We start from the raw sequence: 13,996 nt of genomic DNA, 5'->3' as shown, positions 1-13,996 counted from the left end.
AACACATAACCCTGTGGCGAGGGAGCTTGCTCCCGTTGGGCTGCGAAGCGGCCCCATATCCAAACTGCGAGTTGTTTCAGACTGACTGCATACGCCGGATGACGACTGCTGCGCAGCCGAACGGGAGCAAGCTCCCTCGCCACAAAGGCAGCGTGCATTCAGGGTAATTGAAGCGTGACCTCTACACCGCCCGACACATTGCCGACATGCATTCCGCCACCATGCAACTTGACCACTTCTTCAACGAAGTTAAGTCCCAACCCGGTGCTTTTGCGCCCACTGTCCGGTCGTGGCAGCGAGTAGAACCGTTCACTCAAGCGGGGTAACGCATAGTCAGGAATCGCCTCGGCCTGGTTGAACAGCCTGAACTCAATCCGCTCGCCCACACGCTCGGCGCTAAACCGCATGACACCCTGAACCGGGGTGAAATCCAGGGCGTTTTCCAGCAGATTGCCGAATGCCTGGCGCAACAGGAACGGCTCACCGATCAATGCCAGGCCAGGGGCAATCGTCTGTTCAACGCGCAATTGTTTGCTTTCGATACGTGCGGCCTGAGCGTCGAGCACTGCCTTAACCAATGCCGCCAACGGCACCTCGACACGTTCTTCCAACCCTTGCCGCTGCTCAACCTGCGCCAGGTTCAACAACCGCTCGATCAACTGCTGCATCCGCGCGCTTTCGCTGTGGATGTTGCTGACGAAACGCTGCTGCTGGGCCAGCGGCATCTGGCCTTGTAACAGTTCCGCCGCGCCGCGAATCGCCGCCAGCGGGCTCTTCAACTCATGGGTCAAGGTGTGCACGTAGCGCTCGACGTAGGCTTTGCCTTCCAGTTGTGTGCGCATCTGCTCCACCGCCGTCGCCAGTTGCTCCAGTTCGCCGCCGCGATAATGCGGCACTTCAACTCGCCGCCCTTCGCTGACGGCTTGGGCGTAAGCGGTCAACCGCCGCAGCGCCGCGCTCAACCACCAGGACAGCACGGCGCCAAACATCAAGCCGAGGCCGATCAACCCGGCGCCATAAGCGAACAAGCGTCTCTCGGTCCGGTCGACGTAAGGCTGCAATGAGCTGTTGGGCTTGGCCACGGTGACCACACCGATGATCTGGCCGTTGTCACGGATCGGCGCGCCAACGTGCATCGCCGAGGTGCGGGCGTCATTGGGATCGGTGCGGGTCGAGCGGGCGCCGTATTCACCGCGCAGGGTCAGGTAGACGTCGTTCCAGCGCGAGTAGTCCTGACCCACGGCGACGCCGCTGGAGTCCAGCACCACGATGCCTTTGGCGTCAGTGACGTAGATGCGGTGGCTGACCTGATTCTTCGGCAGGCCCCAGATGCTCGCCTTCGGCTGCCGTTCGCCGTAGGCCTTGAGCAGTTGCGGCCAGTGATTCTGGTTGAGGGTGCCGGCCTTGAAGTCATCGCGCAGGATCTCGGCCATCAGGTTGGCGGTGTCCACCAGGGTTTCTTCGGTGGACTGGCGCACGCCGGGGCGGATTTCCTGGATCACGGTGTTGAGCACGAAATAACCGGTCAGGCCGATAAACAGCACGTAGACCAGGAAAATCCGGATCGCCAGTGACATCAGCTGTGTCCCGGGCTGTAGCTGTAGCCGAGGCCGCGATGGGTCTGGATCGGTTCGGCGTCGGCCCGCACCAGGCGCAGTTTGGCGCGCACGCTCTTGATGTGGCTGTCGATGCTGCGCTCGTAGCCGGCATCGGCGGGCACGCCCAGGGCGTCGAGCAATTGCTCGCGACTGAAGACACGCTCAGGTTGTTCGAGCAGGCATTGCAGCAGACGGAACTCATGGCGTGTCAGGCTCAGGGGCTGGCCGCGATAGCTGATCTGCACCCGTTCGCTGTCGATGCGGAACAGCGTCGAGGCCACTTCGGCTGAAGCACGCGGGGTCATGCGCTTGAGGATCGCCCGGACCCGCGCCGCCACTTCTCGCGGGCTGAACGGCTTGACCACGTAATCGTCGGCACCGATTTCCAGGCCCACCACGCGGTCGATTTCCGCATCACGGGCACTAAGGAAGATCACCGGCACGTCGCTGAAACGCCGCAGTTGCTTGCAGGTTTCGAAGCCGCTGATGTCCGGCAGGCCAATGTCGAGGATGATCAGGTCGGCCGGGGTCTGGCGCTGATGTTCAAGCGCGGCGGCGCCAAGGCTCACCCACGTGGTGGTAAAGCCTTCGCCCTGCAAGGCAAAAATCAACGTATCGGCAATGGCCGCTTCGTCTTCGACAATCAGGATATGAGGCATGGCGTCCGGGCACGGCAGTTAAGTTGCGCAACGGTGGCCCAAGCCTCACATCCCGTCAATCAGCAGTCGGGTTTATCCGCGGTAAAACGTCGGGCCGGGTTCACCGCTGCGCCGAATTCACGCAAGGCCTTGGCGCCGATCAGCAGCGGGTAATTGAAGCTGCTGCGGTCGGTGAGGTTGACCTCGACCGTGCGCTTGACGTTGCCCAGGCACAGTTCCAGATCGACGACCGGACGCTTGGTGGGTGCGGCTTCGTCCTTCTCGTCCTCGTCTTCTTCGGAGCGGGTCTTGATCTTGCTGATCCGCGCGATCTTGTGCTCGTAGACCTTGTTGCTCGCGTCCTTGGTGGCGAGGCGGAAGCGCACCCAATCGTCGCCGTCGCGGGTGAACATTTCGATGTCCTTGGCCGACAGCGATGCCGTCAGGGCGCCGGTGTCCATCTTGGCCTTGAGGACTTCACCGCCGATTTCCGGCAGCGCGATGTATTCGTAACGCCCGTACAGGGTCGGCTCGGCGGCCATGACCGGCAGGGCCACGAGGGTCAGCAGTGCAAGGAGGGATTTCACGTATTGGGCATCCATAAGGAGTGGGCAGCGGGATTTTAGACCTTTATCGGTTAGATCGTTCCCACGCTCTGCGTGGGAACGATCAGTACCGCGTGCGTCGGGTTGACGACTGCTTCGCAGCCGAAGCGGGAGCAAGCTCCCTCGCCACAGGGGATCTTCATGATTCTGAGCATATCGCTTCAAAGGTGAAACATTCGTCACCCCCGATTTGGCCTGCCGCCCGAAGCTGCTTATCATGGCGCGCCCAAATGCTTTCAAGAGTTACTTATGCGCCGCCTGCTCACCGGCTGTTTCGTTACCCTGCTGCTGTTGCTCAACACCCTGGTCCTGTTCGGGCCGCTGATGGTGTTTGCCCTGCTCAAACTGGTCCTGCCCGGCCGTTATCGCGATTACGCCTCGTGGTCGGTGATGTGGATCGCCGAGACCTGGGCCGAAATCGACAAGCTGATCTTCCGCCTGTGCATCCCCACCCAATGGGACATTCGCGGGGGCGCTGACCTGCGAGTTGTTACGTCCTATCTGGTGATCAGCAACCACCAGTCCTGGGTGGATATCCCGGCGCTGATCCAGACCCTGAACCGGCGCACGCCGTTCTTCAAATTCTTCCTCAAGAAAGAGCTGATCTGGGTGCCGTTCCTGGGCCTGGCCTGGTGGGCGCTGGATTACCCGTTCATGAAGCGCTACACCAAGGCGTTCCTGGCGAAAAACCCTGAATTGGCCGGGCATGATCTGGAGATCACCAAGGCTGCGTGCGAGCTGTATAAGCGTCAGCCGGTGACGGTGGTCAATTACCTGGAAGGCACCCGGTTTACGGCGGCAAAAAGCACCGAGCAGCAATCACCCTTCACCCACCTGCTCAAGCCCAAGGCCGGCGGCGTGGCGTTTGTGCTGGCGGCGATGGGCGAACAGCTGGATGCGATTCTGGATGTGACGGTGGTGTATCCGCAGCAGGCGATTCCGGGGTTCTGGGATTTGATCAGCGGTAACGTGCCGAAGGTCATCATCGACATCCAGCCCCGCGAACTGGACCCGGCGTTGTGGCAGGGGGATTACGAAAACGATCCGCTGTTTCGCGAAACGGTCCAGAACTGGGTCAACCAGCTCTGGATCGAGAAGGACAAGCGCATCGACGCGTTGCGCACCGAGCGCCGCTGAATCAGCTACCGGAGCCGGCGCCCCAGATCCCGCCCAGGCTTTCCAGCAATGGACCTCCAACGCCCTGGCCACCGAGGTACTGGAGAATCACCGGAGCAAATTGGCCGATCATGCTGCTGTCCATGCCCAAGGCGCTGAATGCGCTGTTCAGGTCATTGGTGTTCTTCACATTGCCCAAGGCGTTTTCCAGGCCGGCCGATTTGCCGGACGAACCGAGCAAGCCGCTGAGGGCACCCAGCTCACCGCCACCCGACAGTTTATCGATCCCCGGTACGCTTTTGGCCAACTCTGAGTAATCCGTCGAACTCAATTGATTTTTGGCCAGACCGAGCATCGCCCCGGTGCCGCCAACGGCTTGTTGCGGGGTCACGTTCAATTGGCTGAGCGCACTCAGCAGGCCGGCCGTCTGCGAGGTGGGCGCGGCTGCGGCGGCGGCGTTGTCGCCTTTCATGCCGGAGATGGCATTGGCCGCATCGTTCAGGTTGAACTGAGCAAACACCGGGCTGGCCGCGAGGGTCATGAGCGAAGCCAGTGCAAAACCGCGTGAAATCTTCATCGAGACAACCTCTATAGGCATAAACCGCCCACCCATGAGCGGCGCAAAACTGTGCGTTCGACTGACATCCCCGGGGAATGTTCCCAACCCCCTGTGGGAGCGGGCTTTTGTGGCGAGGGGCTTGCCCCCGTTGGGTCGCGAAGCGGCCCCTGCATTTTCCAGGCAGACCGCATTCAACGGACTGACGACTGCTTCGCAGCCGAACGGGGGCAAGCCCCCTCGCCACATAAGGCCTCAGTCACAAAGAGTTTCTTGGTGGTGCATCCAGTCTAGACCCCGCCGCGTATATCAAGCACGGACAGACACTCCTGGCCGATTCTCCCCACAAGGATCACCACCATGAACCGCACTTCGATCAAAACCCCGTTGATTGCCAGCCTGCTGACCCTGGCCCTTGCCGGCGGATTCGCCCTCAATACCGTGCAAGCGGCAGACATGAGCCACGACAGCGTCATGGTCGGCGGCCAAAGCATGCTGCCCAGCAAGGACATCGTCGATAACGCGGTGAACTCCGCCGACCACACCACCCTGGTGGCTGCGGTAAAAGCCGCCGGTCTGGTCGACACCCTCAAAGGCAAAGGCCCGTTCACCGTGTTCGCCCCGGTCAACTCGGCGTTCACCGCCCTGCCCGCCGGCACGGTCGATACGCTGCTCAAACCCGAGAACAAAGGCACCCTGACCAAGCTCCTCACCTACCACGTCGTCGCCGGCAAACTCGACATGATGACCCTGGCCGCGAAGATCAAGGCGGGCGGCGGCAAAGCCGAACTCACCACCGTCGCGGGCGGCAAGCTGTGGGTGATGATGAACGGCCCGCACAACATCACGCTCAAGGATGAAAAGGGTGACGTCGCCGACATCACCACCTATGACGTGTACCAGTCCAACGGTGTGATTCAGGTCATCGACAAAGTGCTGATGCCCAAAGGTTGAGCAGTGCTCGCCGGCCCTGCGCATCGGGGCCGGCATTTTTCCGAGGTGCCCGTCCGTGAATGGAACAACCCCGCGCGGTGAACTAACCTCTGCCTGCAACCGGCACCGTACGCGGCCCATCGTCGCGAGCTCGATTGCCTGGAGAACCGTCATTTCCATCGCCGACACCGATCAGCTCCGACAGCTTCTGGCCCAGTGTTCACTGGGGGACCGCCGCGCGTTCGAGACGCTTTACCGTAGCGTCGGCCCGCGCTTGCACGGTATCGCCCTGCGTTTCATGGGCCGCCACGACCTGGCCGAAGAAGTGTTGCAGGAAAGCTTCGTGCGCATCTGGAACAACGCCTCGCGCTATGAATCGCACCTGTCGGCACCGCTGACCTGGATGATCAACATCACCCGCAATCAAGCCATCGACCAGTTGCGCAAACACCGCGACCGGCCGCTGACCGATCAGGAAGAACTGGCGCTGGTGGACGAAAGCCCCTCCGCCCACGAATTACTGAACGCCGCCCGCGAGGCCAATGCCTTGAACCGCTGCCTGGAAAGCCTCGAAGGCAGGCAGCGCCAATCGATTACCGTGGCGTACTTTCAGGGGCTGTCCTGCTCCGAATTGGCGGAGCATCTGGCCGCGCCGCTGGGCTCGGTCAAGTCCTGGATCCGCCGTGGCATGGAGCGCCTGCGCAGGTGCCTTGAATCATGAATTACCAAACTCCGACCCTGCGCCGCGCCCTCGCCGCCGACTACGCCATTGGCTTGATGCCCGCCGCGGCTCGCCGACGTTTTGAACAGTTGCTGCTGGAGGATGCGGCATTGCGCGCAGAACTGGCGCACTGGCAGGAAAGCCTCGCCAGCCTGACCGAAGCATTGCCCGAGCAACCGGTGCCAGAGCATGTGTGGCAGGGAATCACCGCACGGATCGAACCGCAGAGGCTGCACGTGCCCGAGAAGCGTTCATTCTGGAACTGGATGCGGGTAACGGCGGCGCTGTGTTCGCTGGTGGTGGTCGTGTTCCTGAGCATGCTCTACAACCGCGACGATGCCCGCTACAGCGCCACTTTGCTCAGCGCCGACGCACAACCTGCGTTGAAAGTTGAAGCGCACGCGAACTTCCTGAACGTCGAGCCGCTGACACTGGCTGCGGTTGATCCAGGACGCAGCCTGGAGTTGTGGGCGATACCAGCGAACGGCAAACCGATCTCCCTCGGCGTGATTCCGGCGGGCGGCAAGGGCAAGGTTGAGTTGAGCGATGCGCAGAAGGCGTTGATCGGCAAACCGATTGCGTTGGCGGTGAGTCTTGAGCCCAAGGGTGGCTCGCCGACCGGACAGCCGACGGGGCCGGTGTTGTATCAAGGGGCGTTGGCGGCGTTGTGAGCAAACAGCAAGATCTTTTGATTCAAAAAAACGGCGACCCGAAGGTCGCCGTTTTACTTCGCTCAACACGAACCGACGCGTTGCAGAAACTAACAACTACCAACGGTTAACTTGCTATTACAGTTTGACAACTTCGCTACATCGCTCAATGGAACTGAAATTATGTTTTGTGCCCGATCCGTCGAACGACGAGTCCATCCAGCGGGACCATCAGTGAAGGTGCCTGTCCCAAAACACGTCTGATCCAGATTGCATGTGCCCGGAGGGTTCTGAGTTGTCACTGCGTTACCGCTACAAGTAGCGGCTGCTGAGCTGTTCATGAAAGCCTTCGCACACTGTTCATCGGCGAAACCCTGGGTACTGACCAACAGCAGTAATATCGAGGCGCACGGTAATCCTATTTTTTTAGCAATGTTCATTATCATCACTCCCTGAAAATAAAAGTCATTGGTACAAGAAGAACCTTGCGATTGACATAACAAATGTCACGACAAGTCCATCGTATTAACAACCCAGTGCACTTACACCTGTCATCTCTGACAGTTCTTTAGAAAAAAATGTAATTAGCGCCATCTGCCAACCAACGATTCTGCAATCAAAAAAAAACGGCGACCCGAAGGTCGCCGTTTTGCATTGCGGTAAAGTCTTACGCCGCGCTGAACAACTTGTGCGGGTCGATCACAAACTTCTTCGGTACGCCGGCATCGAACTCGCCATAGCCACGTGGTGCGTCGTCGAGGCTGATGACTTCCACGCCGACGATGTCGGCAATGTGGATGCGGTCCCACATGATCGCCTGCATCAGCTGGCGGTTGTACTTCATCACGGGCGTCTGGCCGGTGTGGAAGCTGTGGGATTTGGCCCAGCCCAGACCGAAGCGAATGCTCAGGCTGCCCATTTTCGCGGCCGCATCCACAGCGCCCGGATCTTCCGTCACGTACAGGCCCGGAATACCGATTTTGCCCGCTACGCGAACCACGCCCATCAGCGAGTTGAGCACGGTGGCCGGAGCCTCGTGTTTCACGCCGTCATGCCCGTGACCACGCGCTTCGAAGCCCACGGCGTCGACGGCGCAATCCACTTCCGGTTCGCCCAGCAGTGCAGCGATTTGTTCGTGCAGCGGGGTGTCGAGGGACAGGTCGGCGATTTCGAAACCCTGAGCCTTGGCGTGCGCCAGGCGCACGGTGTTGACGTCACCGATGATCACCACCGCCGCGCCCAGCAGACGCGCGGAAGCCGCAGCGGCCAGACCGACTGGACCAGCGCCCGCGATGTACACGGTGCTGCCAGGGCCAACGCCCGCAGTCACGGCGCCGTGATAACCGGTCGGCAGGATGTCGGAGAGGCAGGTCAGGTCGCGGATTTTTTCCATCGCGCGATCACGGTCCGGCAGTTTCAGCAGGTTGAAGTCGGCGTACGGCACCATGGCGTATTCCGCCTGGCCGCCGGTCCAGTCGCCCATGTCGACATAACCGTAAGCACCGCCGGGACGGGCCGGGTTGACGCTCAGGCAGACACCGGTGTGCATCTCTTTGCAGGAACGGCAGCGCCCGCAAGCGACGTTGAACGGAACGGACACCAGGTCGCCGATTTGCAGGTTTTCGACGTCGCTGCCCTTCTCGATCACTTCACCGGTGATTTCGTGGCCCAGGACCAGGCCGGTTTGAGCGGTGGTACGACCGCGCACCATGTGCTGATCGGAACCACAGATGTTGGTGGAGACTACGCGCAGGATGACAGCGTGATTGATCTTCCTGCCGCGCGGGTCCTGCATTTTGGGATAGTCGATTTTCTGTATTTCGACCTTGCCGTTGCCGAGATACACGACACCACGATTACCAGACATGCTTTCACCTCGCTGTTGTTTTTATGTAGCGGTCGCGTCGCCAGACAGCGGCGGCGCGTTGATTGCTCGGGTTATTGCCTGTGTCTTTTTGCGTTGTTTGTGAGGGCCTCTTCGCGGGCAAGCCTTGCTCCTACAGGATTGAGGTGGCCCCATTTTCACGAGCAACCCCAATCCTGTAGGAGCGAGGCTTGCCCGCGAAGGCGATCTAAAGAACGACGGTTCTGTTGGCGTTGAGGAAAACCCTGCGTTCAATGTGATACCCCACGGCCCGCGCCAGGGTCAGCCCTTCAATATCCCGCCCCTTGGCGATCAAATCTTCCGGGTAATGACTGTGGTCCACGACCTCCACGCCCTGGGCGATGATCGGGCCTTCGTCCAGGTCGTTGTTGATGTAGTGCGCGGTAGCGCCGACCAGTTTCACGCCCTTGTTGTAGGCCTGGTGATAGGGCTTGGCGCCCTTGAAACCCGGCAGCAGGGAGTGGTGAATGTTGATCGCCTTGCCGTCGAGTTTGCGACACAGCTCCGGCGACAACACCTGCATGTAACGGGCAAGGATCACCAGTTCGGCGCCGGACTCCTCGATCACCTGCAACACCTGACGCTCTTGCGAAGGCTTGTCGTTCGGGTCCAGGGGGAAGTGGTAGTACGGAATCTGGTGCCAGTCGGCCAGCGGCTTGAGGTCCGGGTGGTTGGAGACCACGGCGGCCACGTCCATGGACAACTGGCCGATGCGCTGGCGGTAGAGCAAATCGTTGAGGCAGTGATCGGCCTTGGAGACCATGATCACCACTTTCGGGCGGTAGTTCGGCGGAGTCAGCTCGAAGATCATGCCGAAGGCCTGGCCACGCTCTTCGAGGCCGGCGCGGAAGGCTTGTTCGTCGAAGCCGTCAGGCTGGCGGAATTCCACACGAATGAAGAAACGACCCGAGAGCCGGTCATCGAAGGAATGGTGCTCGGTGACGTAGCAGCCCTGCTCGAACAGAAAGCGGGTCACCGCATCCACGGTGCCGAGGACGCTTGGGCAGTCGGCGGTCAGAATCCATGTGTCTGGGGCGCGGCTCATAGTGCGGTGACTCCTATCTGATCGTTCCCACGCTCTGCGTGGGAACGCCGCCATGGACGCTCTGCGTCCGCTTTGGGACGCGGAGCGTCCCGGGATGCATTCCCACGCAGAGCGTGGGAACGATCATTACGCCTGGACGCTAAGCCCGTATTCGGCGGCCGCATCCTGCAACCACAACCACCAGTAATCCGAGAAGCTGCGACGGATCAGCAGTTCCCAGGTGTCTTCAGCGGTGTGGCGAATCACCAGTTGCGACTTGGCGAACACCGTGCCGACGGCCTTGCCCACCGGGAAGCTGTTCGGATGCACGTCGTAGCTGGTGGATTTCATCAGCACCTGGCGCACGTTCGGGCCGCTCAGTTCGAGGATCTGCTGGCCGCCGCTGACGTTGACGATCTGGATGTGCAGGTCGCCCAACGCTTCACGCAGCTTTTGCTCGGCGGCAAATTCTTCGCCGGTCGGCACGATCAGCAGCCACTCATCCGGCCCCATCCATTGCAGGCTGGTTTCGCCTTTGACGATGACGCTCAACGCGCCGGGCAACTCGATGCCCAGGGCCTTGTGCACGCCGGCGCTGAACGCGGCATCGTGGCCATCACCACGAAGGGTCAGGTGGCCGAGGAGTTTTTTCTCACGCACGATCACGCCGGCGCTTTTACGGCCCTTGCCCACGAGGCTGGCGAGGTCGGCGTGATGCAGCGACGACTCGGCCTTGGCCCCGGTGGTTGGGCGTTGTTGGTAAACATTGGCTGCGGTCATAAAGCACCTTTCCTGAATTCTTGCATCTCACCTGTGGGAGCGTGGCTTGCCCGCGATGGGAGCAACTCGGTCTGCCTGAGGCACCGCGTTATCGTTCATCGCGGGCAAGCCACGCTCCCACAGGTACTGTGGTGTCAGATGTTCTGGCGATCACCCTTCGGATCGAAGAACACCGAAGAAACAATCTCCGCCTCGATCACGCTGCCATCCGCCAGCGGTGCGAACACCCGCTCGCCGATGCGCTTCAACCCACCCTTGACCACGCCCATGGCAAACGAATAACCGAGGGAGTTGTGCAGGTAGCTGGAGGTCACGTGACCGACCATGGTCATCGGGATGGTTTGCTTGGTGTTGAACACCAGTTGTGCCCCTTCCGGCAGCCACTTGGTCGGATCGATCGGCTTCAGGCCCACCAACTGTTTGCGCTGATCACGCACGCAGTCTTCGCGATTCATCCCGCGCTGGCCGATCCACGAGAACGGTTTGGTGCGACCGACACACCAGCCCATGTTCAAATCGTCCGGGGTCATCGAGCCGTCGGTGTCTTGGCCCACGATGATGAAGCCCTTCTCGGCCCGCAGTACGTGCATGGTTTCGGTGCCGTACGGGGTCAGGTTGTACTGCTTGCCCGCCGCGACGATTTTTTCGAGCACGCCCATGGCGTAGTCGGCCTGCACGTTGACTTCGTACGACAGCTCACCGGTAAACGAGATCCGGAACACCCGCGCCGGTACACCGCCGACTAGGCCTTCTTTCCACGTCATGAACGGGAAGGCTTCGTTGCTCAGATCAATGTCGGTGACTTCGCTGAGCAGCTTGCGGCTGTTCGGCCCGGACAGGGTCATGGTTGCCCAGTGATCCGTCACGGAGGTGAAGTACACCTTCAGGTCTGGCCATTCGGTCTGTTGGTAGATTTCCAGCCATTGCAGCACGCGTGCAGCGCCGCCGGTGGTGGTGGTCATCACGAAATGGTTGTCGGCGAGACAGGCTGTTACGCCGTCGTCGAAGACCATGCCGTCTTCTTTGCACATCAGACCGTAGCGCGCCTTGCCCACATCGAGCTTGGTCCAGGCGTTGGTGTAGATGCGGTTCAGGAACTCACGGGCATCCGGGCCCTGGATGTCGATCTTGCCCAGGGTCGAAGCGTCCAGCAGGCCGACGCTATCGCGCACGGCTTTGCATTCGCGCTTGACGGCGGCATGCAGGTCTTCGCCATTTTTCGGGAAGTACCAAGGACGTTTCCACTGACCGACGTCTTCAAACTCGGCGCCGTTTTTCACGTGCCAGTGATGCAGCGCGGTGAAACGCACCGGTTCGAAGATGTGCCCACAGTGACGACCGGCCACGGCGCCGAAGGTCACCGGCGTGTAGTTCGGGCGGAACATGGTGGTGCCCATCTGCGGGATGGTCACGTTCAGCGAACGGGCGGCAATCGCCAGGCCGTTGACGTTGCCGAGCTTGCCCTGGTCCGTACCGAAGCCCAGCGCGGTGTAGCGTTTGACGTGCTCGACCGACTCGAAGCCTTCGCGGGTCGCCAGTTCGATGGCGGCGGCGGTGACGTCGTTTTGCAGGTCGACGAATTGCTTCGGCGCCCGTGCGGTGTTCTTTTCGTGGGGCACCTGGAACAGCGCCAGGGTCGGCTCTTCGAGACGGCTCAGGGCTTTGGGCAAGGAACCTTCGACCACACCGAAACCGGCTTCACTGGCGGCGCGAGCGCCGCCTTCAAAACCATCGGCCAGGGAATCGCCGAGGCCGTAGACGCCGTTGATACCACCGACGCACACGCGTTTCTGCGGGGCTTCGCCCGGTACGAAACCGAGAATGTCTTCACGCCAGGTCGGCTTGCCGCCCAGGTGCGAAGCCAGGTGAACCACCGGGCTGTAACCGCCGGAAGTGGCAACCAGATCGCAATCGAGCCATTCGCCAGGACTGGTCACGGCGTGGGCCTTCACATCAATCGCGGCGATGCGAGCAGCGGTTACGCGCTTGGTGCCACGGGCCTCGATCACGGCGCTGCCGGTGAGGATGCGGATGCCTTTGGCGCGGGCTTCTTCAACCAAAGCGCCACGCGGATTGCTGCGAGCGTCGGCGATGGCCACGACTTGCAGGCTGGCGTCGAGCCAATCCAGCGCCACGCGGTAGGCGTGATCGTTGTTGGTCGACAGCACCAGCTTCTTGCCCGGCGCCACGCCGTAGCGGCGCACGTAAGTCGAGACAGCGCCGGCGAGCATGTTGCCCGGCACGTCGTTGTTGCCGTAAACCAATGGACGCTCGCAAGCGCCGGTCGCCAGCACCACACGCTTGGCGCGAACCCGGTGGATGCGCTGGCGCACCTGGCCAATCGGGGCGCGGTCGCCGAGGTGATCGGTCAGACGCTCGTGAATGGTCAGGAAGTTATGGTCGTGGTAACCGTTGACCGTGGCGCGGGGCAACAGCAGCACGTCCGGGGTGTTTTTCAGTTCTTCGATGACGCTGGCGACCCATTCGGTCGCCGGTTTGCCATCGAGACTTTCCCGAGAATCGAGCAGGCTGCCGCCAAACTCTTCCTGCTCATCGGCCAGGATCACGCGAGCACCGCTGCGCGCAGCGGCCAATGCAGCGGCCAGGCCAGCAGGGCCGGCACCGACGATCAGCACGTCGCAGTGCTGGTTCATGTAGTCGTAGGTGTCCGGATCGTTCTCGGTCGGCGAGCGGCCCAGACCGGCAGCCTTACGAATGTACTTCTCGTAAGTCATCCAGAACGATTGCGGGTACATGAAGGTTTTGTAGTAGAAACCCGGCGGCATCAGCTTGCCGCCGACTTTGCCGAGAATCCCCATCATGTCGTTGTTCACGCTCGGCCAGCCGTTGGTGCTGGTGGCGACCAAACCCTGGTACAGCGCTTGTTGCGTGGCGCGCACGTTCGGGATTTGCGTAGCTTCGGTGGCGCCAATCTGCAGCACCGCGTTCGGCTCTTCGGCACCGGCGGCGAAGATGCCGCGCGGACGGGAATACTTGAAGCTGCGACCGATGATATCCACGCCGTTGGCCAACAAGGCTGCGGCCAGGGAATCGCCTTCAAAGCCTTTGTAGACCTGGCCGTTGAAGGTGAAGCTCAGCACTTTGTTGCGGTCGATCCGTCCGCCGTTGGACAGGCGATTGGTCTGGCTCATACCTTCTCTCCCAGAGCCGTGCTCGCCGCTTTCGGGCTATCGGTCTTGTCGGTGAATTGGGGCTTGGTGCCGATCTTGTAGGTTTCGAGAATCTCGTAGGTCACGGTGTCGCGGGTCGCGTTGAAGTACTGGCGGCAACCGGCGGCGTGGATCCACAGTTCGTGGTGCAGACCGCGAGGGTTATCGCGGAAGAACATGTAGTCGCCCCACTCCTCGTCGGTGCAGGCATTAGGATCCAGTGGACGCGGGATGTGCGCCTGGCCGGATGCGTGGAATTCCTCTTCGGAGCGCAGCTCGCCGCAGTGAGGACAGAAGATATGCAACATGGGGATTTCTCC

The 13,996-nt window shown here is 61.1% G+C and carries 13 protein-coding genes; 4 read left to right on the top strand and 9 right to left on the bottom strand.

Annotated features, from left to right (window positions below; genetic code table 11):
- Nucleotides 1-158 precede the first annotated feature (158 nt).
- Genes creC through rloA2 form a run of 3 tightly spaced genes read right to left on the bottom strand, consistent with a single transcriptional unit; the run spans nucleotide 159 to nucleotide 2,823 of the window.
- The gene (creC, locus tag ACZ89E_RS25400) at nucleotides 159-1,577 is read right to left on the bottom strand and encodes a two-component system sensor histidine kinase CreC (RefSeq protein ID WP_476256666.1); all 1,419 of its coding nucleotides are present in this window, start codon (nucleotides 1,575-1,577) and stop codon (nucleotides 159-161) included.
- Nucleotides 1,577-2,257 carry a two-component system response regulator CreB gene (gene creB / locus ACZ89E_RS25395; protein WP_149659620.1) on the bottom strand — a complete coding sequence of 227 codons (681 nt, stop codon included), beginning with the start codon at nucleotides 2,255-2,257 and terminating at the stop codon, nucleotides 1,577-1,579. The genes creC and creB overlap by 1 nt, the downstream gene beginning before the upstream one ends.
- Before the next feature lie 59 nt (nucleotides 2,258-2,316).
- Nucleotides 2,317-2,823 (bottom strand): retropepsin-like aspartic peptidase RloA2, encoded by a 507-nt coding sequence (gene rloA2, locus ACZ89E_RS25390; RefSeq protein ID WP_169372764.1) that lies wholly within the window; start codon nucleotides 2,821-2,823, stop codon nucleotides 2,317-2,319.
- 267 nt (nucleotides 2,824-3,090) lie between these two features.
- On the opposite strand from rloA2, the gene ACZ89E_RS25385 reads away from it, so the two are divergent.
- Complete coding sequence (locus ACZ89E_RS25385) at nucleotides 3,091-3,978, top strand: acyltransferase (protein WP_476256665.1); 888 nt, start codon at nucleotides 3,091-3,093, stop codon at nucleotides 3,976-3,978.
- Nucleotide 3,979: 1 nt separating this feature from the next.
- Here the strand turns inward: ACZ89E_RS25385 and ACZ89E_RS25380 are convergent, their stop codons facing one another.
- On the bottom strand, nucleotides 3,980-4,534 hold the full coding sequence (locus ACZ89E_RS25380) for a DUF2780 domain-containing protein (RefSeq protein WP_463258686.1): 555 nt from the start codon (nucleotides 4,532-4,534) through the stop codon (nucleotides 3,980-3,982).
- Between the two features lie 339 nt (nucleotides 4,535-4,873).
- On the opposite strand from ACZ89E_RS25380, the gene ACZ89E_RS25375 reads away from it, so the two are divergent.
- The 3 genes from ACZ89E_RS25375 to ACZ89E_RS25365 are packed head-to-tail and all read left to right on the top strand — an operon-like array spanning nucleotide 4,874 to nucleotide 6,838.
- Complete coding sequence (locus ACZ89E_RS25375; RefSeq protein WP_476256664.1) at nucleotides 4,874-5,467, top strand: fasciclin domain-containing protein; 594 nt, start codon at nucleotides 4,874-4,876, stop codon at nucleotides 5,465-5,467.
- A gap of 55 nt (nucleotides 5,468-5,522) precedes the next feature.
- Nucleotides 5,523-6,167, top strand: coding sequence for a sigma-70 family RNA polymerase sigma factor (locus ACZ89E_RS25370; protein WP_149659625.1), 645 nt, complete (start codon nucleotides 5,523-5,525; stop codon nucleotides 6,165-6,167).
- Nucleotides 6,164-6,838: an anti-sigma factor gene (locus tag ACZ89E_RS25365; RefSeq protein ID WP_149659626.1), complete on the top strand. Its 675-nt coding sequence runs from the start codon at nucleotides 6,164-6,166 to the stop codon at nucleotides 6,836-6,838. Before ACZ89E_RS25370 ends, ACZ89E_RS25365 begins: the two co-directional genes overlap by 4 nt.
- Nucleotides 6,839-7,484: 646 nt before the next feature.
- On the opposite strand, the gene fdhA is transcribed toward ACZ89E_RS25365, so the two are convergent.
- The 5 genes from fdhA to ACZ89E_RS25340 all read right to left on the bottom strand — a co-directional run bounded on the left by fdhA (nucleotide 7,485) and on the right by ACZ89E_RS25340 (nucleotide 13,984).
- Nucleotides 7,485-8,684: a formaldehyde dehydrogenase, glutathione-independent gene (gene fdhA / locus ACZ89E_RS25360; RefSeq protein ID WP_007947729.1), complete on the bottom strand. Its 1,200-nt coding sequence runs from the start codon at nucleotides 8,682-8,684 to the stop codon at nucleotides 7,485-7,487.
- Nucleotides 8,685-8,889: 205 nt separating this feature from the next.
- Nucleotides 8,890-9,747, bottom strand: a complete 858-nt coding sequence (gene purU / locus ACZ89E_RS25355; protein ID WP_123513155.1) for a formyltetrahydrofolate deformylase — start codon at nucleotides 9,745-9,747, stop codon at nucleotides 8,890-8,892.
- Nucleotides 9,748-9,873: 126 nt separating this feature from the next.
- Complete coding sequence (locus ACZ89E_RS25350) at nucleotides 9,874-10,506, bottom strand: sarcosine oxidase subunit gamma (RefSeq protein WP_476256663.1); 633 nt, start codon at nucleotides 10,504-10,506, stop codon at nucleotides 9,874-9,876.
- Between the two features lie 134 nt (nucleotides 10,507-10,640).
- Complete coding sequence (locus ACZ89E_RS25345; protein WP_463258687.1) at nucleotides 10,641-13,658, bottom strand: sarcosine oxidase subunit alpha; 3,018 nt, start codon at nucleotides 13,656-13,658, stop codon at nucleotides 10,641-10,643.
- On the bottom strand, nucleotides 13,655-13,984 hold the full coding sequence (locus tag ACZ89E_RS25340) for a sarcosine oxidase subunit delta (RefSeq protein WP_123410389.1): 330 nt from the start codon (nucleotides 13,982-13,984) through the stop codon (nucleotides 13,655-13,657). Before ACZ89E_RS25340 ends, ACZ89E_RS25345 begins: the two co-directional genes overlap by 4 nt.
- Nucleotides 13,985-13,996: the final 12 nt, after the last annotated feature.

This window comes from Pseudomonas sp. TE3899 (assembly GCF_056279105.1).
The sequence above is the reverse complement of the archived record's forward strand: the minus strand, read 5'-3'. Positions and strand labels throughout refer to the sequence as shown.

Coding starts and splice junctions, on each gene's coding strand:
- creC (WP_476256666.1), bottom strand. CDS start 1,577: ATGTCACTGGCGATCCGGATTTTCCTGGTCTACGTGCTGTTTATCGGC.
- creB (WP_149659620.1), bottom strand. CDS start 2,257: ATGCCTCATATCCTGATTGTCGAAGACGAAGCGGCCATTGCCGATACG.
- ACZ89E_RS25385 (WP_476256665.1), top strand. CDS start 3,091: ATGCGCCGCCTGCTCACCGGCTGTTTCGTTACCCTGCTGCTGTTGCTC.
- ACZ89E_RS25380 (WP_463258686.1), bottom strand. CDS start 4,534: ATGAAGATTTCACGCGGTTTTGCACTGGCTTCGCTCATGACCCTCGCG.
- ACZ89E_RS25375 (WP_476256664.1), top strand. CDS start 4,874: ATGAACCGCACTTCGATCAAAACCCCGTTGATTGCCAGCCTGCTGACC.
- ACZ89E_RS25365 (WP_149659626.1), top strand. CDS start 6,164: ATGAATTACCAAACTCCGACCCTGCGCCGCGCCCTCGCCGCCGACTAC.
- fdhA (WP_007947729.1), bottom strand. CDS start 8,684: ATGTCTGGTAATCGTGGTGTCGTGTATCTCGGCAACGGCAAGGTCGAA.
- purU (WP_123513155.1), bottom strand. CDS start 9,747: ATGAGCCGCGCCCCAGACACATGGATTCTGACCGCCGACTGCCCAAGC.
- ACZ89E_RS25350 (WP_476256663.1), bottom strand. CDS start 10,506: ATGACCGCAGCCAATGTTTACCAACAACGCCCAACCACCGGGGCCAAG.
- ACZ89E_RS25345 (WP_463258687.1), bottom strand. CDS start 13,658: ATGAGCCAGACCAATCGCCTGTCCAACGGCGGACGGATCGACCGCAAC.
- ACZ89E_RS25340 (WP_123410389.1), bottom strand. CDS start 13,984: ATGTTGCATATCTTCTGTCCTCACTGCGGCGAGCTGCGCTCCGAAGAG.